Below are 21,431 nucleotides of genomic sequence, written 5' to 3'. Positions count from 1 at the left end.
ACGCGAACCACCGGCTGTAGTACTAGGCGCCGTGTCGGGGCGGGAGTGAGGTGAGAGGTGGTTGGCAGCTTGGAAGAGCAGACACCAGCCCAGCAGGCCCTGAGCCGCCCGTACGTCACCGCTGACGGACTCAGTTTTAACGTCACCAAGATGTCGGTCGAGCACCGCCCGAACCGCACCGCGACGTTGACGTACTGGCTCACCGTGGGCCGCCGAGATCACCCGGATGAACGCTGGGTGGTCGCTCTGCCTTGGGACGACAAGTCCTGGGCGGATGTGCTCACCTCGCCCGCGCCCCCTCCCGACCGACTGCGGCAGCTCGTGCACCTGGTACATGCCCATCTGGAAGAGTGGTGGGACACCAAGGGGCACAACCGGCAGTCGGCGAAGCAGGGACGGCGGCTCGCCTGACCTGTCACACCGACATCTCGAGACCATCATCGCCAGACCGCGGCGACGGTATGGGCGGCACACGACGCCGAGCGGGGTCGGGGTCCGTACGGACACCGCCGTACGCGTCGACCCGGGGCAGACCTGGCGCGTCCAGGACGGCGCACCCAGGACTGGCTGCGCGCGCTGCTCCTACTGCCCGCCGCCGGCGCCGTGCGCCGAAGACGGCGCCGGCCGCCGCGACCGGCTCCGGCGCGGCTAGTGCTGTGACCGGGAAGGTTCGCCGGGGCGGTAGCTTCGCCTGGATAGCCTGAATGGCATGATCAAGTCATATACGCGCTCCGACGACGCTGCAGTCGCGATAGCCGGGGCGCGGGCCGGCGCGGACGTGGTCCGCAACATGTACGGCCAGCGGCTCAACCGCATCGACAAGGGCGCCGGGGACTTTGCCACTGCCGCGGATGTGGAGGCTGAGAAGGCGATCCTCGGCGTCATCCGTGCCGCACGGCCCGATGATGCGGTGCTCGGCGAGGAAGGCGGGCAGCAGGGTGCCGCCGACGCCGTGCGCCAGTGGTTGGTGGATCCTCTCTGCGGCACGCTGAACTACGCCGTCGGCAACATGCTGGTGGCCGTCAACGTGGCGCTGCGCGATGGGGCGGCGGCCGTGGCCGACCCGTTCAGCGGCGAGGTTTTCTTCACCGACGGGGAGACCGCCTGGGTGCAGCATGACGAGGCCGACGACGCACTGCTGACGCCCTCGCCCGCTACCCGATTGGTGGACGTCAACCTGGATCCGCCGTTCCCAAGTGCGCCGGGATTCCGGGCTGTGAATCTGCTGGCCCGCCCTGAGTTCATCGAACGCTTCCGGCCGCGCGTCGTATCCACGACCCTGGCGTTGGCCTGGGTGGCTGCCGGCAAGCGCGCCGCGTATGTCACCGACGGCGGCGACCTGTCCAGGAGCGTGCATTTCGCGTCCGGCATCGCCTTGTGCCGGGCCGCTGGCTGTGTTGTCACAGGCATCGACGGTGCCCCAATAGGTAAGGGGGGTCGTGGGCTTGTGGTCGCCGCCGACGACGAGACCCACGGGTTGCTGATGTCGATGACGCGCAGCCGACGCTAGTGCTGCGACCGCACGGGTATCGCTGGGCTGGGGCAGGGGGCGACCTGGAGAGGCATGCCGCCCCAGCGGATGCCCTTCTCGCTGCGGATCCGAGCATGTTCACGGCGCTGAGCTGCGAGGAGCTCTGGGTGGCGGGCGTTGGCGTTGCGCCAGCGCAGGTAGGCATGGAGGGCCCGCGTCTGGACGGTGTGGTTGCGGTGGTTGGAGTTGGCGACGGTGAACTGCCGCAGCGGTCTGAAGTGGGCCTCGACCGGGTTGGCCCAGGATGCGTAGGACATATCACCGTGGACACGCTCGGCCTGCCCGTGATGATCACGGTGCGGGGGTGTTTTCAGCCGTCGTGCCTGGTGCCGCGATCAGGTGCGCTCATGTCTCCTGTCCCGGGTGTGCCGTCGGCGAGTCCGTAGCGCAGGTACACGGTGCCCTTCGGACCGGCTGCCGGCGGTTGGAGGAGTGTGACGTTCGTGGGCACCGCGCCACCGTCGAACACCTTCTTCCCGACGCCGAGCACGATCGGGTGCACCCACAGGTCGAGCCGGTCGAAGAGCTTCTCGCGCAGGAGGCTCTGCACCAGGTTCAGGCTCCCGACGACCTTCACGTGCTCGTGCCGGTCACGGATCTCGCGCACCGCGCCGGCCAGATCCGGGCCGAGCCGGGTGGACCCGGCCCACGACAGGTCGGGCCTGCCGCGGGAGGCCACGTACTTCGGGACGCTGTTGAAGAGGGTGGCGATCTCGTTGTCCTCGCCGCCCTCCTGGTGCGGCCAGTAGGCGGCGAAGATGTCATACGTCCGCCGGCCGAGCAGGAGGGCGTCCGTGCCCTCGTACGCGGCGCTGACCTGGGCACCGGTGACCTCGTCCAGCAGGGGCGCCTGCCAGCCGCCGAACGGGAACCCCACCGGGTCCTCGTCGGGCCCGCCGGGCGCCTGCCCGACGAGGTCGAGGGTCGCGAACAGCTCGATGTGGATGAGGCCCATGCTCTACTCCCGATGAAGTGGTTGTCCCGGTCGGTAGGTAGACTGTGGGCGTCGGCGAAACTCATCGCTGTGACGGCACCACGCCCGAGTTCGCCGTGAAGGCCGTGCCGTCCCGACCGTGGTCGCCGCCTGCCGAGTCACCCGAACCGCGTCGATGGCTGCGCCACGCCGTATGTCATAACGATCCTGGTCATAGGGATCCAGCGTCAGCCGTGCCAGTTGCCAGATGGCCCTCTGTGCTTCGTGAGCTGCATCAGGCTACGTGCCGGTGGCGTTCGTGTTCACCGGGAGGGCCGCCGCGCAGCGCGGGTCGGCCGGTTTGGGGCGACGTCGGCCGGACGCGGCGCGCGTAGCCGTGCGCGAACCGCCGCGTGACCGGCGTCCGGTCGATGAGGCGGTGCTGGCGTGTGGGCCGCCGCCATCGATCGCCAGGACGTCGACGCCGACGAGGGCGGCCGTCCGCCCTCGTGGAAAGCGGGCGCCGGTCCCCGCCTCGGCACCCCGCGCCGGAGCACGGCGTTTCACGGCTGCCGAGCCGCCGGGGCTACCGCCCTTCGCCCGCGCGCCGTTCCCGTGGATCCCGGAAGAACGTCCACCAGCCCTGTGACCTGGGACTTCAAGTTGGCGGAGGCTCAGTGTCTCCACCCTTCGCGGTAGCCGGACGACCTCTAACGCGAAGGGTGGACACGATTTCACACCGCAGACGTATTCCCTTGAATTTCGTCTCGCATAACCTGTCTCTTGGCCAGGTAAGTACACCGGGCGGGGGATTATCCACCCGTGAAAGTGGCGATCCGGTGGAAGGTTCGCGTCACTTTCGGCCGTCCGGATGAGCGTGTGGAGAGGTATACGTGAGCAATATCGGTGGGTAGCGTCCGGATCCTGGCGGCGGTTTCCGCTGGCTGCACGCCGCGATGTCTGCGGGGTCGGCCGACGCCCCATGGTGCTTTCTCCGGGCCTGCGGGCGGGGGCGTCCAGGCGCAGTATCGAGCCGGTACGCATCGGCCAAGCGCGGGCCGCCGTGCCCTACCGGGGAATCCGCCGCGCGCACCGCTAGGACCACCATCTCCCCCCGGTACCCGGCCTGCTGGCTTTCGGCCGGAGTTGCGGGGACTCCTGGTGCAGAACAATCCGTCATCGATTTGATACATCGGCCATGCACGGCCGACCACAGGGGAGAGCATGAACGCTGCTGCCTGCAGGAACCGCAAGAGTCCCAGCGGTTGGAAGTCCTCCGCTCTGGGTGCCGCGGCGGTCGCCGCGTTGCTGGCGACCACGGCGTGCGAGTCTGACTCGGGCGGTGCCGCGGACGCATCCAAGGCCTCGGACCGACCGAGCGTGACGACGCCACACTCGTCGCACCCGACGCCGTCGAGCGCGACGAGGTCGGCGACGTCGGGTGCGGCGGCGTCGACGCCGCCCGGCGGCAGCGGCACAGGCGGAAAGAACGGGGACGCCGGCGGCGACGACAGCTCTGACATCCCCCTGTGCACCTTGCAAGACCTGTCGGTCTCCGCCACGAACTATGACGCGAAGGGTGAGCCGGTTCGGCACATCCTCCTTGTCGCCACCAACACCGGTGACAGCAAGTGCGACATCGTGGGCGCCCCCGAGGTCACGCTCGGCGACGCCAAGGGCCCGGCCCCGGTCATGAAGGGGACCGACCCCGGCGAGGACCTCACCCTCGCTCCCGGCGACAAGGCGTACGCCGGCCTGCTCGCCACCGGCGGCCAGATGGACACCTACACCGTGAAGTCCATGACCCTCGGCCTCGGCAGCCCCGGCGGCGAGAGCGAGGCGGACAAGCCGGTCAACCTGCGCATGCCCGTCGCGTCGTTCGAGGCCGACGACGGCCAGCGCGTCACGTACTGGGCGGGGACCGAGGGCCTCGCCATGCGTCCGGTGACCCGATCCTGACAGACCTTAGCCCGCCTGGAACGTCAGCCGACCCACTGCGGGGAAACAGTCAGCCGCCGCGGCTGCCCGCGGCGGCGTGCGGGCAGACCCCGCGCTGCTGGCAGCCACCTGGCTGTTCGGGTGGCAGGGCTTTCGCGCCTCTCACCCAGCTCTCACGGACAGTACGTCACGGCGCGGCAGGTGGCATCACCGCGAAGCATCGAAACATGGACTGACCTGCACTGCCGGGACGACGCCGGACCGGAGCGCAGAGCGCGACACGCCTGGCCGCGCGCTGGGGGTCAAGGGGTCGCAGGTTCGAATCCTGGCGTCCCGAAACAGTGGGAAGACCCGCTGACCGGAGAGAATCTCCAGGTCAGCGGGCCTTTCGTGCTGCGGTGGCTGACTCACTTGACCAGCCGCAGGTCGGTGGGCTGACCCCGAAGGCCGGTGGCCGCCTGCTCGATGGCCGGACCTGGGATGAGTATCCCGACACAGCCGGCCTAGTGGCAATACCGGTGATTTAGTTTGTTTTCCGGCGGGTCGGCCTGGCCTTGGTCGGCCCGACCAGGGTCACTCGGGGAGTGTCCGGCCGGGGAGGATTGTGGTGCTCGGCGCGTTTGAGCTTCCAGTTGGACATCTTGCGTTTGATGACGCGCGCGCTGGAGCGCATCCGCCGGGGTGACAAGAGCCGTTCACGGATCTCTTCCAGGGCTGTGACCAGTGCCCGGGCCAGCCGGGAGGGGGGAAAACGCCGCCTGGTCGGTGACATGGCGGCGGATGACTCGCAGGGTGCGGGTGAAGGAGACCCGGTCGGGATCATGGTCCGCTTGTTGTGCGGCCTGGTGCATCAGGTCCCGCAGGGCGTGGTGCACCAGAAGGAAGGCGAAGATCTCCTGTTCGGCCCCGTCGGGGTGCTGGGAACGCAGGACGAGGCGGGGGCCTCCGAGATGGGTCTTGATCTCATCGAGCGTGCTCTCGATCTCCCATCGCTGGGCGTACAGCGCGGCCAGCGACGCGGCCGAGGCGGCCTTCGGGTCCAGGATGGTGGTGATCAGCCGGTACACCGTGTCGCTGCCGCCGCGTCCGAGGGTGTACTCGATCACCCGGACCCGGGCCGGATCCGCGCGACGGTTCCTGTCCCGGGCCGCGACGATTGGCTGAGCCCCGGCAGATCGCCGAGGCGGCCGCGTGGCTGCTCAGCGACCGGGCCTCGTATGTGACCGGCGCGATCCTGCCGGTCGACGGCGGCGCCGGCGCCTGACAGAAGCGGCCCGGGTCCTGATCCGCGCTCCAGGAACAGCCGCTGAATCGCGGAGGTCATGCACCGTTGCCGGGGTGGTGCCGCGGCAGTGTGGGCATGCCCAGGTCTGCCTTGCCCGTCGCGGCGGCCCGCTGGGCCTGGGCGCGCTTGCTGCGTGGGAAACTCAGGGTGAGGTCGAGTCCGTCGACCTCACCGCGCCAGCCTTCGTCGATCGCGCGTTGACGGCGGGCCAGCAGGTCCGCCTCCAACTCGTCGAGCCGGAGCAGCAGCCTGGGGTTGATCGACAGCATCGGGCAGCGGATGCAGGCGCGCAGCCGAGCCCGCCGATGCGGCCTGGCGGGCTCGATCGGCGACACGTGCGCCGAGGCGCGTCGGCGGGATCTGCTGTCCGGCACCGGGTTGACCACAGGACCCCGTCCGAAGTGCAGGTGAAAGGCGTAGAAGCCGTGCACCACCGACAGGTTGTGCGCGATGGTCCGCGGCGCGTACCCGGACCTCAGAGTCGGCTTGCCGGTCTTCGGACTGACGGTGCCAGCCGCCAACGCATCCATGGGGCGGCGTCGCCGCTGCGGGTTCGGCGCCGACCGCAGCCACCCCACCAGCGTGGCGGTCTCGGCCTCGGTGGCCTGCTCCCACCCGACATCGACCGCCCACAGCAGCCGGAACCACCGCAGCAGATCGTGACCGTAGCTCCGACAGGTCAGCGGGCTCACATCGCCCAGCAGCAGATCCCGCAAGTACCCACAGGCCGTGCTGGCGCCAGGTGCCGAACACCAGGTGGTAGACGGGCCGGTGGCCCGGGGCCTTGGCCACCGGCACCGACTGGACCAGCATGCCGGTGGCGGCCGCCAGCCGGCGGGCGTACTCGGCGGCCACCATCTTGTCCGCGTCCGGGGCCGGCTCCTTGCCGGCGGGGAAGAAGTCCCGCCACCAGCGGCCCCCGCACACCGCGTCGAACCGCTCCGAGGACCGCTCCGCACCCTTGTCCGACCGCGCGTTGCCGCCCAGGCGCCGCACCGCGACCATGCTGAAGTTCAGCAGGAACTCCGTGGGCGGCCACCGCCGCCCCGGCGTCCTGCGTGCCTTCGTGGCGCGGGTCAGGCGGTTCCACGGCAGGCCCAGCCCGCACGGATCGAGGAACAGGAACAGCGGCAGGTCGGCGGCCGCGCGCACCACCTCGTCCAGGACCCGTCGACATCGCCGTGGTGGACCCGGGCGTCCACGCCCTGTCCCCCGTAGACCGCCGCGACCTGCTCCAGGCGGGTGGACGACCTCGGCTCGCGCTCGGTGAGGAAGCAGGTCCAGTGCAGTCCGTACCGGGACAGATGCTGGGAGGCCACCTGCATGACGATCTCCGCCGACGCGGCCTCGCCGCTCTCGTACCGGCCCTCGCCGGCGTACCCGTCCAGGTACACCACCCGTTTGTCCAGCGAGCCGGTCATCCCGCCGAACTGCGGAATGTACCTGCCCAGCAGCGCGTGCTTGAACGTACTGGGCAGCGCCGGCTCCGACCAGTACCCACCCTTTGTGCCAGTTGCCATCCCAGGCCCCCCGACCGTCCCAACCCCTGGATCACCGGTGAGTCTGCGCGGGGAACCGGCGCCGGTTCCATGCCGACGGGTGCCGGGATTCTCAGCGGGGAGCGTCAGCCGGACCGCGCAGGGCCGCGTGGCGGTAGTCGCGGGGCGGCATGCCGTAGGCGGCGCGGAAGGCGCGGCTGAAGTCGCCCGGGCGCGGGAAGCCCCAGCGAGCGGCGATGGCGTGGACAGGCAGGGACGCCAGGCGGGGATCAGCCAGGTCGTTGCGGGTGGCTTCCAGGCGCTGGCGGCGGATGTAGGCGGCCACGGTGGCGCCCTGCGCCTGGAAGATCCGGTGGAGTTCGCGCAGGGAGATGTGGTGGGCGGCGGCGACCCGGGCCGGTGACAGGCCGGGATCCCCGAGGTGCCGGCCGATGTAGGCGTGGATGCTCAGGGCCCTGGTGCGCTGGCGGCTTTCGGGGGTGAGGATGGCGGGGGCGTCCAGGCGGTCGGCGACGGTGGCGGCGAGCAGGTCGACCAGGATGCCCGACAGGCGCGGAACGTCGGAGGGCTGGTAGCGGTGCGCCTGGGCGGTGACATGGGTGAGGAAGTGGGTCAGCAGTCCGCGGAATCCGCAGTCGTCGGGTAACCGGGTGGCGAGCAGGCGGTCGACGAGGCTCGGCCGGGCCGGTACCAGGGATTTGGGGATCTGGGCGACGATGCGCGCCACGGTGCCGGTACCGGCGGTCCACAGCCCCTCGAACGGCCGGCAGGTGTCGTAGAGCATGAGATCGCCGGTCCGGAAGGCCGTCTCGCGGCCGGACTGGGACAGGTGCACGGTCCCTTGCACGGTCAGCGCGAGGTGGTAGTACTCCGGATCGCTGCGGCGGATCAGCTTCGGGGTGCGTTCGACGGTCATCGGCTGGTACGTCATGGAAGTGATCCGGCTGGTGCCGAGTTCCAGCACGTCGGCCGTCGCGCGGAAGTCGGCCGCGTGGGCGCTGTGCAGCGCGACGGGCACCAGTGTGGAGGCCGTCAGGTCGTACCACCACGGGAAGCGGTCGGCCTTCGGCAGATGCGTGGTGGTGAGACGAGTCGTGATCATCGCGAATGGCCTTTCGGTCTGTCCGCCGGGCACCGGCCGCAGCTCGTCGGCCGGTGCCTGTCAGCCTGAGGAAGGAAGGAGCGGTGTCGCGGTGTTCGGAAGACGCTATCGGGGTGCGTCTGCTTCCCGCAGCCGCGCGGTGTCCCTTCTTACACATGACCGCCGGTAACCCAGCCCCTGCCCGACGAAATGGTCGCCCACGGCCAGGTTTTCGGTGCGGATCCGCTGTTCCTTCCCGGCGCGCAGGACGGTGTCTTCTTCTGCGCCGGGTTCCAGCGGGGCGCTCCCGTCCTGTGCTGGGAGCGGGCCTCGACGTAGCGGCCCGCGAGAACGCGGGCCGCCACTCCGGCCGCCGCCTCCAGGAGGGGCACCGTCACTGCTGGTCGGCGGCGGTGACACGGGAGCGGCGGGAGGTCTCTCGGCAGCCCTCCGGCCGCTGGGGATCGACGCCGCCGTGTGACCGGGCGAGCCGGCGCCGCAGGCCGTCCACGATGTCCGGCAGGTCGGTCAGCGTGCGGGCGAGGCCGTACACGTAGCAGTCGGGGCGTACGAGCACCGCTTCGGCGTTCAGTCCGGTGAACCACCGGTGGTAGGTCGCGTCGACGTCGACCACGGCGTCGGCGCGGTCCGTGGCGGCCCGGGTGACGTGGACGACGCGCGCGTCGAGGCCGGCCAGGAACGTGCGCTGGTCGGGGCGGAGGGCTTCCCACGCGCCGGCGCGTGCGGACAGCAGCGTCCAGCCGCCGCCGAGGAGGTCGTCGGCCAGGCCGATGGTCTGCCCGCGCGAGACTCTGCCCTGAACGCCGAGGCGGCCGACCGCGCCGCTGCTCGCTCCGCCGTGCAGGACGCCGCGCTCCAGCCAGGGGAAGGCGGGCGGCCGCGGCGCCCGGCCGGAGCGGAACGCCTCGTCGCGTGCGGCCGCGGCCCGCGGGTCGGTCGTGCAGACGACCCGGCCGAGGGCGATGGCCGTCCTGGTGATCTCCTCGACGTGGGGGCGCCGTTCGGCCGTGTACGTGTCGAGCAGGCTCTCGTCGGCCTTCCCGCACAGGACGAGGCCGAGCTTCCAGGCCAGGTTGGCCGCGTCCCGGATGCCGGAGCACATGCCCTGCCCCAGGAACGGCGGCATCAGGTGCGCGGCGTCGCCGACGAGCAGCACCCGGCCGTCGCGGAAGGAGTCGGCCAGCAGCGAGCGGAAGGTGTAGACGGTGCGGCGGACGACGTCGGCGTTGTCCGGCCGCACGCCCCACCGGGCCAGCAGTTCCCAGACCCGCGCCGCCTCGGCGAGGTCCTGGCGGCTCTCTCCGGGCAGGGCCATGAACTCCCAGCGGGCGTGGCGGCGCCCCAGCCAGCGGAACGGCGAGACGGGGCGCGCCGGGTCGCAGATCTGGCCGGCGTCGGGCATGTCGATGCGGGCGTCCGCGTCGTGCGGGCGTACGTCGACGACCAGCCAGTCCTGCTCGAACCCGAAGTCCTCCCGGGCGATGGCGGTGGCGCCGCGGACGAAGGAGCCGGCGCCGTCGGCCCCGACCGCGTACCGGGCGGTGACGGTGCGTTCGCGACCGGCGGGCCGCCGGCAGGCACCGCGCGGGGCTCCCTCGCGCACGGTCACCTCGACGTGGTCCTCGTGCTGAGCGACCCCGGTGGCCTCCCAGCCGCGGTGGACGCGGACGGTGGGGCAGCGGGCGACGGCGGCGGTCAGCGCGTCTTCGAGGTCGGGCTGGTACATGAGGTAGTCGGACTTCCAGCCCGAGGGCGTCGGCGCGTCCCAGTCCAGGTGGAGCAGCAGTTCACCGGCGCCGTTGTACCAGTCGTAGTCGGGGACGGGAATGGCGTGCCGCTCGAAGGGGGCCGCCGCGCCGATGTGCTGGAGGATGCGCATGACCTCGTGGTCGACGTGGCCCGCGCGCGGCAGCGGGTACGGGGCGGGCCGGCGCTCGAAGGCGGCCACGGTGCGGCCGAGCCGTCCGAGGAGGGCGGCGTGGACCTGCCCGACCGGTCCGAGGCCGACCTGTACGACGTCGTAGTCGGGCGCGCGGCGGGCGCGGGGCGTCCCGTCGGCGGCGGTGTTCGGGGAGGAGTGCATGGGGGTCTCTTCCGGGCTCAGGGGATCAGCAGCGAGCGGCGCCCCGCGCGGTCTGCCGCGCGTGTCCGGACCGCTCCGTCGCGCGTGTCCGGACCGCTCAGGAGCGCCGGCCGCGGGCCCAGGCGGGAACCCCTCCGGGACCGGGCACGGGAGCGGGTACGGGGGCGGCTACGGGAAGCCGCGCCCGAGGTACCTCCGGCGGCCGTCCGCCGACCGCGGGCAGCCGCGACCGCCGCCGCGGAGCCTCCGGGCGGGCTCGCCACGCGCGTACGGCCCGTAGCTGCTTCTCATGCTCCTGCCGGACGGCCCGGGGCGCCAGCCGACGCGGCAGTCGCCGGACGGCGGTGCGGCGCGGTGCGCCGGATCGGGCCCGCGGGCCCCGGTCGGCCCACCCCCGGTGGCCCCCCGCTCGCCGGGGCCGGGGCGGCGGTCCGCCGACCGGGAGGACCGGGCCGCCGCCCGCGCGTCCCGGGCGGCGGCGGCCCCGGCCGTACGGGCCCGCGGCGCGGACCGCGCCGCTGCTCAGTCCAGGCGCGAGGACGATTCCGCCAGGACTTGAGCGAACTCGCGCATGCTTCTGACCGCTAGGTATGTCATGGGCCTTTGACATGAGTCCGGGAGGGCCATGCTCATCGACCGGAGCGCTCACATCGGCCTGGCGGAAGCGGCGCTTGGCGAGTGCGCGTCAGGCCGCTTCCGGCTGCTGATCGCCGAGGGCGGACCGGGGTGCGGTAAGAGCGCGTTCCTGCGGGAGTTCCTGCGCGTCGCGTCACGAGCCGGTGCCCTGGTCGCCGAGGCCCCCGGCCTGCCCGGCGGCCGCGCCGCCCCCCTCGGGCTCGTACGCCGGCTGGCCGCCGCTCCGGGGCTGCCGGAGCCGGTCCGCGAGCGGCTGCGCACGGCGGGGGACCGGGACGCCGGGCAGGTGCCCGGCGCCGCACAGGAGCTGGGCGCGGCGCTGTGCGCGGCCTGCGCGCCCGCGCCGCTGGTGATCGCGGTCGACGACCTGCACCACGTGGACCAGGCGTCGCTGCGGCACCTGCTGCACGCCGCGGACCGGGCCCGTTCGGCCCGTGTCCTCGTCATCGGCACCGAGAACCCCTACCGCGACGACAGCGACCCGGTGCTGGCCACCGAGTTGCTGCGCCACCCCGGCTTCCAGCGCCTCACCCTGGGCCCGCTCGGCCGGGACGGCGTGGCCCGACTGGTCGGCGAGCACCGCGGGCGGCCGGTGGACGACCGTCTCGCGGCCCAGTACACGGCGATCACCGGCGGGAATCCGCTCCTGCTGCGGGCCCTGCTCGCGGACGCGGACCCGGCCCCGGGCGCCGCCGGCCGGGCCCCGCGGCCCACCGCCGGCGGACGGTTCCACCACGCGGTGGTGGCCTGCCTGGCGGGTGCCGGAGCGGCCGTCCAGCAGGTCGCCGGCGCGCTGGCCGTCCTCGACGCGCGCGGCACCCCCGCCCGGCTGGGCCGGCTGCTGCGGCCGGACGACCCGACCCGCGTCGACCGGGCCCTCGCGCTGCTGGAGGCGGGCGGGCTGACGACCGGCCACCGGCTGCGCCACCCGGCCGTCGCCGCGGCCGCCACCGACCACCTGACCGCCGCCGAGCGCCGGCGGCTGCACGAGCGCAGCGCCCTGCTGCTGCACGCCGAGTCCGCCCCGGCCACCGAGGTCGGCCGGCACCTGCTGGCCGCCCAGCCCGCGGCGCCCCCCTGGGCGGTCGCGGTGCTGCGCGACGCCGCCGCCCAGGCCCTGGTCGACGACGACGCCGACGCGGCCATCGGGTACCTGACCGCGGCCCGCCGCGCCTGCACCCGCCCCCACCAGGCGGCCGCGGTCCGCGTCGCCCTCGCCGGCGCCACCTGGCGCGTCAACCCCTCCGCCGCCGAGCAGCACTGCGCCGACGCCCTCGCCGACCTGCGCGCCGGCCGGCTCACCGACGGCGACGCCGCCCTGCTGCGCCGGCTGCTGACCGGCTGCGGCCGCCTGGAGGAGGCCGGCTGGGCGCGTCCGCTCGCGGCCGACGACCCGCGCGGCGCCGCGGAGCACGCGACGCCGTCCCCGGCCACCGGCTGGCCCTCCGTGCTGCACCCGTGCCCGTGGCCGCCCGCCGCCGAGGAGCACCGGCCCCACCCCGCGCCCGACGCCGCCCCGGCCCGCGAGCCCTGGGACGAGGCCCTGGGCCCCGGCGCCGCCGCGGCCGTGTGGGGCCTGCCCGGGCCGGGGACCACCGAGGCCGCCGTGCGCGAGGCCGAGTCGCGGCTGCGCTCGTGCCCGCTGATGGACGGCACGCTGGCGGTGGTGGCCAACGCCGTACGGACCCTGCTGCGGGCCGGGCGGACGGCGAGCGCGGACCAGTGGTGCCAGCGGCTGCTCGCGGAGGCGGTCGGCCGCCGCTCGCCCGGCTGGCAGGCGAACTTCCTGGCCATCCGGGCCGAGATCGCCCTGCGCAGGGGCGCGCTCGCCGACGCCGACGCGTACGCGCAGGAGGCTCTGGACCGCCTGCCCGGCCGCGGCGGCAGCGTCCTGGTCGGCAGCCCGCTCGCCTGCCAGCTGCTCGCCCGTACCGTCATGGGGCGGTACGACGACGCCACCCGCGTGCTGCACCACCCGGTGCCGGGGGCGCTCTTCCACAGCGTGTACGGGCTGGCGTACCTGCGCGCCCGCGGCCACTACCACCTGGCGACCGGCCACTGCCGCGCCGCGCTCGGCGACTTCCGCACCGCCGGCCGTATGGCGCAGCGCTGGGGCCTGGACCACCCCGCCCTGCTGCCCTGGCGCACCGACGTCGCCCAGGCGTTCCTCCGGCTCGGGGAGCGCGCCAAGGCGGCGACGATGATCACGGAGGAGCTGGCCCGCGGCCGCGGCTGGAGCGACCCGCACGCGCGGGGCGTCACGCTGCGGCTACGGGCCCGGGTCGCCGCACCGCCCGAGCGTCCGCACCTGCTGACCCGGGCCGTGGAGGCCCTGCAGGAGTGCGGGAACCGGCTCGAACTCGCCCAGGCGCTGGCCGACCTGGGCACCGCGTACCAGAGCACCGGCGACCCGGTGCGCGCCAACAAGCTGCGGCGCAGGGCCTGGCGGATGGCCCAGGACTGCGGGGCCGCGGCGCTGTGCGACAGCATCCTGCCCCGGCAGGCGATGCGCGGCGGGGACCGTCTGGACCTGCCCGGCCGCGAGCTGGTCGCCGGGCTCAGCGAATCGGAGACGCGCGTGGCGATCCTCGCCGCCAACGGCAACTCCAACCGGGAGATAGCCCTGAAACTGTGCGTCACCATGAGCACGGTCGAGCAGCATCTGACCCGGGTCTACCGGAAGTTGAACATCAGCCGCCGCCAGGAGCTGCCCAAGAGCCTCATCGGCCCCCTGGGGACCCCGCCCGGGCACCGGGAGGACCACCCGGCGCACTGGGAAGAGGTCTCCGCCCTCTGAAGCGGCCCCGCCCTTGGACGAACCCGGCGAAAGCCCCCCGGACAACGAGAGAGCGCCCCAGGTTGGAGATTCGATGACTGCTGCCGACGACAAGGTGATAGCGGCGCTCCGGGCGTCCCTCAAGGCCAACGAACGGCTGCGGGAGCACAACCAGCAGCTCGCGGAGGCGGCCCGGGAGCCCGTCGCCATCATCGCCATGGCCTGCCGCTATCCGGGCGGCGTGGGCTCGGCGGAGGACCTGTGGCGGCTGGTCGCCGACGGCCGCGACGCGGTGGGCGACTTCCCGGCCGACCGCGGCTGGGACGTGGCANCGCGGTGGGCGACTTCCCGGCCGACCGCGGCTGGGACGTGGCACGGCTGTACGACCCCGACCCGGACCGGCCCGGCACCTCCTACACGCGGCACGGCGGATTCCTCTACGACGCGGGCGAGTTCGACCCCGGCTTCTTCCGCATCAGCCCGCGCGAGGCGCTGGCCATGGACCCCCAGCAGCGGCTGCTGCTGGAGATCTCCTGGGAGGCGTTCGAACGCGCCGGGATCGACCCGGCGTCCGTGCGCGGCAGCCGGACCGGGGTGTTCGCGGGCATGATGTACCACGACTACGGCGCCCGGCTGCACGCCATCCCCGACGGCTTCGAGGGCTACATCGGCAACGGCAGCGGCGGCGGGGTCGCCTCCGGCCGTATCGCCTACACCTTCGGCCTCGAAGGCCCGGCCGTCACCCTGGACACCGCCTGCTCCTCCTCGCTGGTCGCCCTGCACCTGGCCTGCCAGGCGCTGCGGGCGGGGGAGTGCGCCATGGCCCTGGCGGGCGGCGTGACGGTGATGTCCACCCCCAACCTGTTCGTCGAGTTCTCCCGGCAGCGGGCGCTCGCGCCGGACGGGCGCTGCAAGTCCTTCGCGGCCGCGGCGGACGGCACGGGCTGGGGCGAGGGCGCGGGCATGCTGCTGCTGGAGCGGCTGTCGGACGCCCGGCGGCTCNTGCACCTGGCCTGCCAGGCGCTGCGGGCGGGGGAGTGCGCCATGGCCCTGGCGGGCGGCGTGACGGTGATGTCCACCCCCAACCTGTTCGTCGAGTTCTCCCGGCAGCGGGCGCTCGCGCCGGACGGGCGCTGCAAGTCCTTCGCGGCCGCGGCGGACGGCACGGGCTGGGGCGAGGGCGCGGGCATGCTGCTGCTGGAGCGGCTGTCGGACGCCCGGCGGCTCGGGCACCGGGTGCTGGCGGTGGTGCGGGGCAGCGCGGTCAACCAGGACGGGGCGAGCAACGGCCTGACCGCCCCGCACGGCCCCTCCCAGCGGCGGGTCATCGAGCAGGCGCTGGCCAGCGCGGGGCTCACGGCGTCCGACGTGGACGCCGTGGAGGGGCACGGCACCGGCACCGTGCTCGGCGACCCCATCGAGGCGCAGGCCCTGCTGGCGACCTACGGCCGGGAGCGCGCCGAGCGGCAGCCGCTGTGGCTGGGCTCCCTGAAGTCGAACGTGGGCCACACGCAGGCGGCCGCGGGCGTGGGCGGGGTCATCAAGATGGTGATGGCCCTTCACCACGGACTGCTGCCCCGGACGCTGCACGTCGACGAGCCGTCGCCGCACGTGGACTGGTCCGCCGGCCACGTGCGGCTGCTGACCCGGGACGTCCCCTGGCCGGCGGGGGACCGGCCGCGCCGGGCGGGCGTGTCCTCCTTCGGGGTCGGCGGCACCAACGCCCACGTCGTCATCGAGCAGCCGCCGCGGCCGGCGGCCGGCGCGGTCTCCCCGCCCCGCGCAACCAGCCAGACCGACCAGACCGACCAGACCGACCAGCACGGCGCCGACGGCGAGAACAGCGAAACCGGCCCGTTCGGCCACGCCGTACGAGGGCCGCTGCCCTGGCCGGTGTCGGGCGCGACCGCCGAGGCGCTGCGCGCCCAGGCCGCCGAGCTGCGCCGCTTCCTCGCCGCCGCCCCCGACCTGCCGCCGGCCGACGTGGGGCACGCGCTGGCGACCGGCCGGGCGGACCTCGCGCACCGCGCGGTCGTGCTCGGCTCCGACCGGGACAGCCTGCTGCGGGGCCTGGACGCCGTGGCCGAGGACCGGCCGGACGACGGCTCGGTGGTGCGGGGCGTGGCGGCCGGGCCCGGCAGCGGGGTGGTGTTCGTCTTCCCCGGCCAGGGCGGCCAGTGGCCCGGCATGGGCCTGCGGCTGCTGCGCTCCTCCGCCGTCTTCGCCGACCACCTGGCCGCGTGCGAGGCGGCGCTGGCGCCGCACGTCGACTGGTCCCTGCGGGAGGTCCTGCACCGGGGCCAGGACGACCCGGTGTGGGAACGGGCGGACGTCGTGCAGCCCGTGCTCTTCTCGGTCATGGTGTCGCTGGCCGGACTGTGGCGGTCCTACGGTGTCGAACCGGACGCCGTACTCGGCCACTCCCAGGGCGAGATCGCCGCCGCGCACGTCTGCGGCGCCCTGACGCTGGACGACGCGGCCGCGGTGGTGGCCCTGCGCAGCCGGGCCCTGAACGCCCTGCGCGGCTCGGGCGGCATGGCCTCCGTGCCGCTGCCCGCGGACGACGTCGCCGACCTGCTGCGCGCCCACTGGCCCGACCGGCTGTGGGTGGCCGCCGTCAACGCCCCCGCCGCCACGGTGATCTCCGGCGACGCGGACGCCCTCGCCGAGGCGCTGGCGCACTACCAGTCCCGGGACGTACGGGCCAAGCGCGTGCCGGTCGACTACGCCTCCCACTGCCCGCACGTCGAGGCCGTGCGGGCGGAACTGCTGGACCTGCTGGCCGGAATCACCCCCCGGCCCGCCGACATCCCGTTCCACTCCACCGTCGACGGCCACGGCGACGACGCGCCGCACCTCGACGCCGAGTACTGGTACCAGAACCTGCGCCGGCCCGTGCGGTTCGCCGACGCCGTACGGGCCCTGGGCGAGACCGGACACCACACGTACGTCGAGGCGGCCCCGCACCCCACCCTGACCCCCGCCGTCGAGGCCACCGCCGAAGCCGGCGGCGGCACGGTCACCGCCATCGGCTCGCTGCGCCGCGACGAGGACGACGCCCGCCGCTTCCTGACCTCGCTCGCCCGGGCCCACGCCCACGGCCTGCCCGTCGCCTGGGACCGCCACTACCGGGCACTGGTGCCCGCGCCCGGCACCGTCGACCTGCCCACGTACGCCTTCCAGCGCCGCCGCTACTGGCTCGACGCGCCCGCCACGGCGGACGTGACGGCCGCGGGGCTGGCCCCGGCGGGACACCCGCTGCTGGGCGCGGCCGTCACGCTCGCCGAAGGCGACGGGCACCTGCTCACCGGACGGCTGTCCACGGCCGCCCAGCCCTGGCTCGCCGACCACAGCGTCGCCGGGGCCGTCCTGCTGCCCGGCACCGCGTTCGTGGAGCTGACCGCGCACGTCGCCGAACGCCTCGGCTGCCCCCGCGTGGAGGAGCTGATCCTGCACGCCCCGCTCGTCCTGCCCCCGGACGGCGGCGTGGCGCTCCAGGTGGTCGTCGGCGCGGCGGACGAGACCGGCCGCCGCGAGCTGACCGTCTACGCACAGCGCGACGACCCCGACGGCCCGGCGCACGGCGCGTGGACGCGGCACGCCAGCGGCACCCTGGCGGCGGACGGCCCGCGGGCCGCCGAACCGGCCGGCCACGAGGCCGCGGCGCCGACCCCTGCCTGGCCCCCGGCCGGAGCGGTGCCCGTGGACCTCGACGGCCTCTACGACCGGCTCGCCGCCGCCGAGTTCGGCTACGGGCCGGCCTTCCAGGGGCTGCGCGCCGCGTGGCGGCTCGGCGACGAGATCCTCGCCGAGGTCCGGCTGCCCGACCACATGAGCGCCCACGCGGGCCGGTTCGGCCTGCACCCGGCCCTGCTCGACGCCGCCCTGCACGGCCTCGCGCTCGACCCCGGCCCGGCCGGACAGCCCGGGCCGGACCAGGGCCGCCTCCCCTTCACCTGGCGCGGCGTGCGGCTGCACGCCACGGGCGTGCCCGCGCTGCGGGTGCGGCTGCGGCCGCTGGGGCCGGACGCGGTCGCCGTCGAGGCGGCCGACGAGACCGGCGCCGCCGTCGTCTCGATCGAGTCGCTGGCACTGCGGCCCGTGTCACTGGCGGACCTGCGGTCCCCGGCCGCCGCCGTGCGGGACGCGCTCTACGCCCTGGAGTGGACCGCCGCCCCCGAGCCGCCGCCCGCCGACCTGGGGCGGTGCGCCGTCCTGGGCGACGCGGGCCCCGGCGGCGCGGCCGCGCTGGAGGCCGCGGCCCAGGCGCCCGTACCGGCCTATCCCGACCTCCCCGGCCTGCTGCGCGCCCTCGACGCGGGCGACCCGGCCCCCGCCCTGGTGTTCGCGTGCCACCCCGCCGCGGGCCCGGCCGCCGGCGAGGCGGCCGGCGAGGAGCCGGGCGCCGACGACCCGGCCGCCGCCGTGCGCGGCCGCACCCGCCAGGCGCTCGACCTGCTCCAGGGCTGGCTCGCCGACCCCCGGCTGGCCGGCTCCCGGCTCGTCGTCGTCACCTCCGGCGCGGTGGCGGCCACGCCCGGCGACCGCGCGGACGATCCGACGGCCGCCGCCGTCTGCGGGCTGGTCCGCTCCGCGCAGGCCGAGGAACCCGGCCGGTTCCTCCTGGCCGACCTCGACGCGGCCGAGGACTCGTGGGCGGCGCTGCCGCGGGTGGCGGCCCTGGGCGAGCCGCAGGCGGCGGTCCGCGCCGGCCGCGTCCAGGTGGCCCGGCTGGCCAGGGCCGGCGCGACCGCCCTGCCCGAGCCGCCCTCGGGCACCGGCGGCTGGCGGCTGGAGTCCGTACAGACCGGCACCCTCCAGGGCCTGGCGCCGGTGCCGTCCCCGGCGGACACCGCCCCGCTCGGCCCGCACCAGGTGCGCATCGCCGTCCGCGCGGCCGGCGTCAACTTCCGCGACGTCCTGGTGGCCCTGGGCATGGCCCCCGGCCAGCAGGGCCTGGGCAGCGAGGGCGCGGGAGTGGTGCTGGAGACCGGCCCCGACGTGGCGGACCTGGCGGTCGGAGACCGGGTGACAGGCGTGTTCGCGGACGCCTTCGGCCCGTACGCGGTCGCCGACCAGGCCACCGTCGTCCCGATCCCCGACGACTGGACCTTCGCCCAGGCCGCCGCCGTGCCCGTCGTCTTCGCCACCGCCTACTACGGCCTGGTCGACCTCGCGGGCGTGCGCCCCGGGGAGTCGGTACTGGTACACGCCGCCGCCGGCGGAGTGGGCATGGCCGCGGTCCAACTGGCCCGCCACCTGGGCGCCGAGATCCACGCCACCGCCAGCCCCGGGAAGTGGGACATCCTCCGCGCCCAGGGCATCCCCCCCGAGCGCATCGCCTCCTCCCGCACCCTCGACTTCGCGACCCGGTTCGCCGGCCGCGGCATGGACGTCGTGCTCAACTCCCTCGCCCAGGAGTTCGTCGACGCCTCCCTGCGCCTCACGGCCCCGGACGGCGGCCGGTTCCTGGAGATGGGCAAGACCGACCGCCGCGACCCGGACGAGGTGGCCCGCGCCCACCCCGGCGTCACCTACCGGGCGTACGACCTGATGGAGGCCGGGCCCGAGCGCGTCGGCGAGATCCTGCGGACCGTGCTGCGGCTGTTCGCCGAGGGCGTCCTCACCCCGCTGCCGCTCACCTGCTGGGACATCCGGCAGGCCCGGGACGCCTTCCGCCACCTCCAGCAGGGCCGCAACGTCGGCAAGAACGTCCTCACCCTGCCCGCGCCCCTCGACCCCGACGGCACCGTGCTGATCACCGGCGGTACGGGCGTGCTGGGCGCCGCGCTCGCCCGCCACCTCGCCGCCACCGGCCAGGCCCGCCACCTGCTGCTGGCCGGCCGCCGCGGAGCCGACGCGCCCGGCACCTCCGACCTCGTCGCCGACCTCGCCGCACTCGGCGCGCAGGCGACCGTCACCGCCTGCGACGCCGCCGACCGCGCCGCGCTCGCCGCCCTGCTCGCCGACATCCCCGACGCCCGCCCGCTGACCGCCGTCGTGCACGCCGCGGGCGCCCTCGACGACGCCACCCTGGGCTCCCTCACCCCCCGGCACCTCGACACCGTACTGCGCCCCAAGGCGGACGCCGCCCGCAACCTGCACGAGCTGACCCGCCACCAGGACCTGGCCGCCTTCGTGCTGTTCTCCTCCGCCGCGGGCGTCCTGGGCGCCGCCGGACAGGCCAACTACGCCGCCGCCAACGCCTACCTCGACGCCCTCGCCCGCCAGCGGCGCACCGCCGGGCTGCCGGCCGTGTCCCTGGCCTGGGGCCTGTGGGACCAGGCCAGCGGCATGACAGGCCACCTCGACCAGGCCGACCGCACCCGCATGGCCCGCTCCGGCCTCAGGCCGCTGGCCACCGACGAGGCCCTGGCCCTGTTCGACGCCGCCCTCGCCGACGGCACCCCGGTCCTCATGCCCGCCCGCCTCGACCCCGAGACGCTCCACACCCCCCTGTTCGAGCACCTGACGCGCGCCACCCGGCACCGCCCCCCGTCCCGGCCGGGCGGCTCCCTGCGCTCCCGGCTCGCCGGCCACGACCCCGCCGGACAGCGGGAACTCCTGCTCACCCTCGTCCGCGGCCACGCGGCCACCGTCCTGGGCCACCCGACCGACGACGCCCTCACCCCCGACGCCACCTTCCGCGACCTGGGCTTCGACTCGCTCACCGCCGTCGAACTGCGCAACCGGCTGGGCGAGGCCACCGGGCTCCGGCTCCCCGCCACCCTCGTCTTCGACCACCCCACCCCCACCGTCCTGTCCCGGCACCTGCGGGACGAACTCGTCGGCGCCGCCGCCGACACCCCCGCTCCCGCCGCCGCCGCGCCCGCGGCCGACCCGGCGCACGCCGGTCACGAACCCCTCGCGATCGTCGGCATGGCCTGCCGCTACCCGGGCGGCGTACGCACCGCCGAGCAGCTGTGGGACCTGGTCGCCTCCGGCACCGACGCCGTGGGCGACTTCCCCACCGACCGCGGCTGGGACACCGAGCGGCTGTACGCGCCCGACCCGGACCAGCCCGGCACCTCGTACACCCGGCAGGGCGGATTCCTCTACGACGCGGGGAACTTCGACGCGGCGTTCTTCGGCATCAGCCCGCGCGAAGCCCTCGCAATGGACCCGCAGCAGCGGCTGCTGCTGGAGACGTGCTGGGAGGTCTTCGAGCACGCGGGCATCGACCCCACGTCCCTGCGCGGCAGCCAGACCGGTGTCTTCGCCGGCGTGATGCCGACCGAGTACGGCCCCCGGCTGCACGACACCGTGGAAGGCACCGAGGGCTACGCCCTGACCGGCACCTCCGGCAGCATCGCCTCGGGCCGCGTCGCCTACACCTTCGGACTCGAAGGCCCCGCCGTCTCGGTGGACACGGCGTGCTCGTCGTCGCTGGTGGCGCTGCACCTGGCTGCCCAGGCGCTGCGGTCGGGCGAGTGCACCATGGCGCTGGCCGGCGGAGTCACCGTGATGGCGACCCCCGGCGCCTTCGTGGAGTTCTCCCGGCAGCGGGGCCTGTCGGCGGACGGGCGGTGCCGGGCGTTTTCGGCGGCGGCGGATGGTACGGGGTGGGCCGAGGGTGTGGGGATGCTGTTGGTGGAACGGTTGTCGGATGCCCGGCGTTTGGGGCATCGGGTGCTGGCGGTTGTACGAGGGTCGGCGGTCAACCAGGAC

The 21,431-nt window shown here is 74.6% G+C and carries 11 protein-coding genes and 4 pseudogenes; 7 read left to right on the top strand and 8 right to left on the bottom strand.

The features are described from left to right. Nucleotides 1-69 precede the first annotated feature (69 nt). Nucleotides 70-411 (top strand): hypothetical protein, encoded by a 342-nt coding sequence (locus tag RKE29_RS15190; protein ID WP_312005892.1) that lies wholly within the window; start codon nucleotides 70-72, stop codon nucleotides 409-411. 298 nt (nucleotides 412-709) lie between these two features. Beyond that, nucleotides 710-1,510 carry an inositol monophosphatase family protein gene (locus tag RKE29_RS15185; RefSeq protein ID WP_312005891.1) on the top strand — a complete coding sequence of 267 codons (801 nt, stop codon included), beginning with the start codon at nucleotides 710-712 and terminating at the stop codon, nucleotides 1,508-1,510. On the opposite strand, the pseudogene RKE29_RS15180 reads toward RKE29_RS15185, so the two are convergent. Together RKE29_RS15180 and RKE29_RS15175 are read right to left on the bottom strand one after the other, a co-directional pair. After that, a pseudogene (locus RKE29_RS15180) lies at nucleotides 1,507-1,785 on the bottom strand (hypothetical protein); the annotation flags it as partial. The gene RKE29_RS15185 and the pseudogene RKE29_RS15180 sit on opposite strands and share 4 nt — an antisense overlap. 56 nt (nucleotides 1,786-1,841) lie before the next feature. Beyond that, a complete protein-coding gene (locus RKE29_RS15175) occupies nucleotides 1,842-2,486 on the bottom strand; it encodes a dihydrofolate reductase family protein (RefSeq protein WP_312005889.1) in 645 nt (214 codons plus the stop codon). Nucleotides 2,487-3,980: 1,494 nt separating this feature from the next. On the opposite strand from RKE29_RS15175, the gene RKE29_RS15170 reads away from it, so the two are divergent. Beyond that, entirely contained in the window at nucleotides 3,981-4,403 is a 423-nt protein-coding gene (locus RKE29_RS15170) for a DUF4232 domain-containing protein (RefSeq protein WP_312005887.1), read from the top strand. 674 nt (nucleotides 4,404-5,077) lie between these two features. On the opposite strand, the gene RKE29_RS15165 is transcribed toward RKE29_RS15170, so the two are convergent. After that, nucleotides 5,078-5,488: a transposase gene (locus tag RKE29_RS15165; protein WP_312005886.1), complete on the bottom strand. Its 411-nt coding sequence runs from the start codon at nucleotides 5,486-5,488 to the stop codon at nucleotides 5,078-5,080. A gap of 47 nt (nucleotides 5,489-5,535) precedes the next feature. Between RKE29_RS15165 and RKE29_RS15160 the strand changes: the two are divergent. Further along, nucleotides 5,536-5,646, top strand: a pseudogene (locus tag RKE29_RS15160) (SDR family oxidoreductase); the annotation flags it as partial. 56 nt (nucleotides 5,647-5,702) lie between these two features. Here RKE29_RS15160 and RKE29_RS15155 read toward each other — a convergent pair. From RKE29_RS15155 to RKE29_RS15140, 5 genes and pseudogenes are all read right to left on the bottom strand, one after another. Next, nucleotides 5,703-6,383: a hypothetical protein gene (locus RKE29_RS15155; protein WP_312005884.1), complete on the bottom strand. Its 681-nt coding sequence runs from the start codon at nucleotides 6,381-6,383 to the stop codon at nucleotides 5,703-5,705. A 61-nt stretch (nucleotides 6,384-6,444) separates the two neighbouring features. Then, nucleotides 6,445-6,819, bottom strand: a pseudogene (locus RKE29_RS30820) (hypothetical protein); the annotation flags it as partial. Further along, nucleotides 6,744-7,187: a three-Cys-motif partner protein TcmP gene (tcmP, locus tag RKE29_RS15150; RefSeq protein WP_312005882.1), complete on the bottom strand. Its 444-nt coding sequence runs from the start codon at nucleotides 7,185-7,187 to the stop codon at nucleotides 6,744-6,746. The gene tcmP and the pseudogene RKE29_RS30820, both read right to left, overlap by 76 nt. A 91-nt stretch (nucleotides 7,188-7,278) precedes the next feature. Continuing rightward, nucleotides 7,279-8,268: a helix-turn-helix domain-containing protein gene (locus RKE29_RS15145; RefSeq protein ID WP_312005881.1), complete on the bottom strand. Its 990-nt coding sequence runs from the start codon at nucleotides 8,266-8,268 to the stop codon at nucleotides 7,279-7,281. A 373-nt stretch (nucleotides 8,269-8,641) separates the two neighbouring features. Further along, on the bottom strand, nucleotides 8,642-10,351 hold the full coding sequence (locus tag RKE29_RS15140) for a bifunctional 3-(3-hydroxy-phenyl)propionate/3-hydroxycinnamic acid hydroxylase (protein WP_312005879.1): 1,710 nt from the start codon (nucleotides 10,349-10,351) through the stop codon (nucleotides 8,642-8,644). A gap of 625 nt (nucleotides 10,352-10,976) precedes the next feature. On the opposite strand from RKE29_RS15140, the gene RKE29_RS15135 reads away from it, so the two are divergent. The 3 genes and pseudogenes from RKE29_RS15135 to RKE29_RS15125 all read left to right on the top strand — a co-directional run. Continuing rightward, on the top strand, nucleotides 10,977-13,784 hold the full coding sequence (locus RKE29_RS15135) for an AAA family ATPase (protein ID WP_312005877.1): 2,808 nt from the start codon (nucleotides 10,977-10,979) through the stop codon (nucleotides 13,782-13,784). Nucleotides 13,785-13,857: 73 nt separating this feature from the next. After that, nucleotides 13,858-14,073 (top strand): annotated as a pseudogene (locus RKE29_RS15130) (beta-ketoacyl synthase N-terminal-like domain-containing protein); the annotation flags it as partial. Between the two features lie 26 nt (nucleotides 14,074-14,099). Then, on the top strand, nucleotides 14,100-21,431 hold a 7,332-nt coding region (locus RKE29_RS15125), incomplete at its 3' end, for an SDR family NAD(P)-dependent oxidoreductase (RefSeq protein WP_312005875.1).

This window comes from Streptomyces sp. B1866 (genome assembly GCF_031932565.1).
GTDB lineage: Bacteria > Actinomycetota > Actinomycetes > Streptomycetales > Streptomycetaceae > Streptomyces.
The sequence above is the reverse complement of the archived record's forward strand: the minus strand, read 5'-3'. Positions and strand labels throughout refer to the sequence as shown.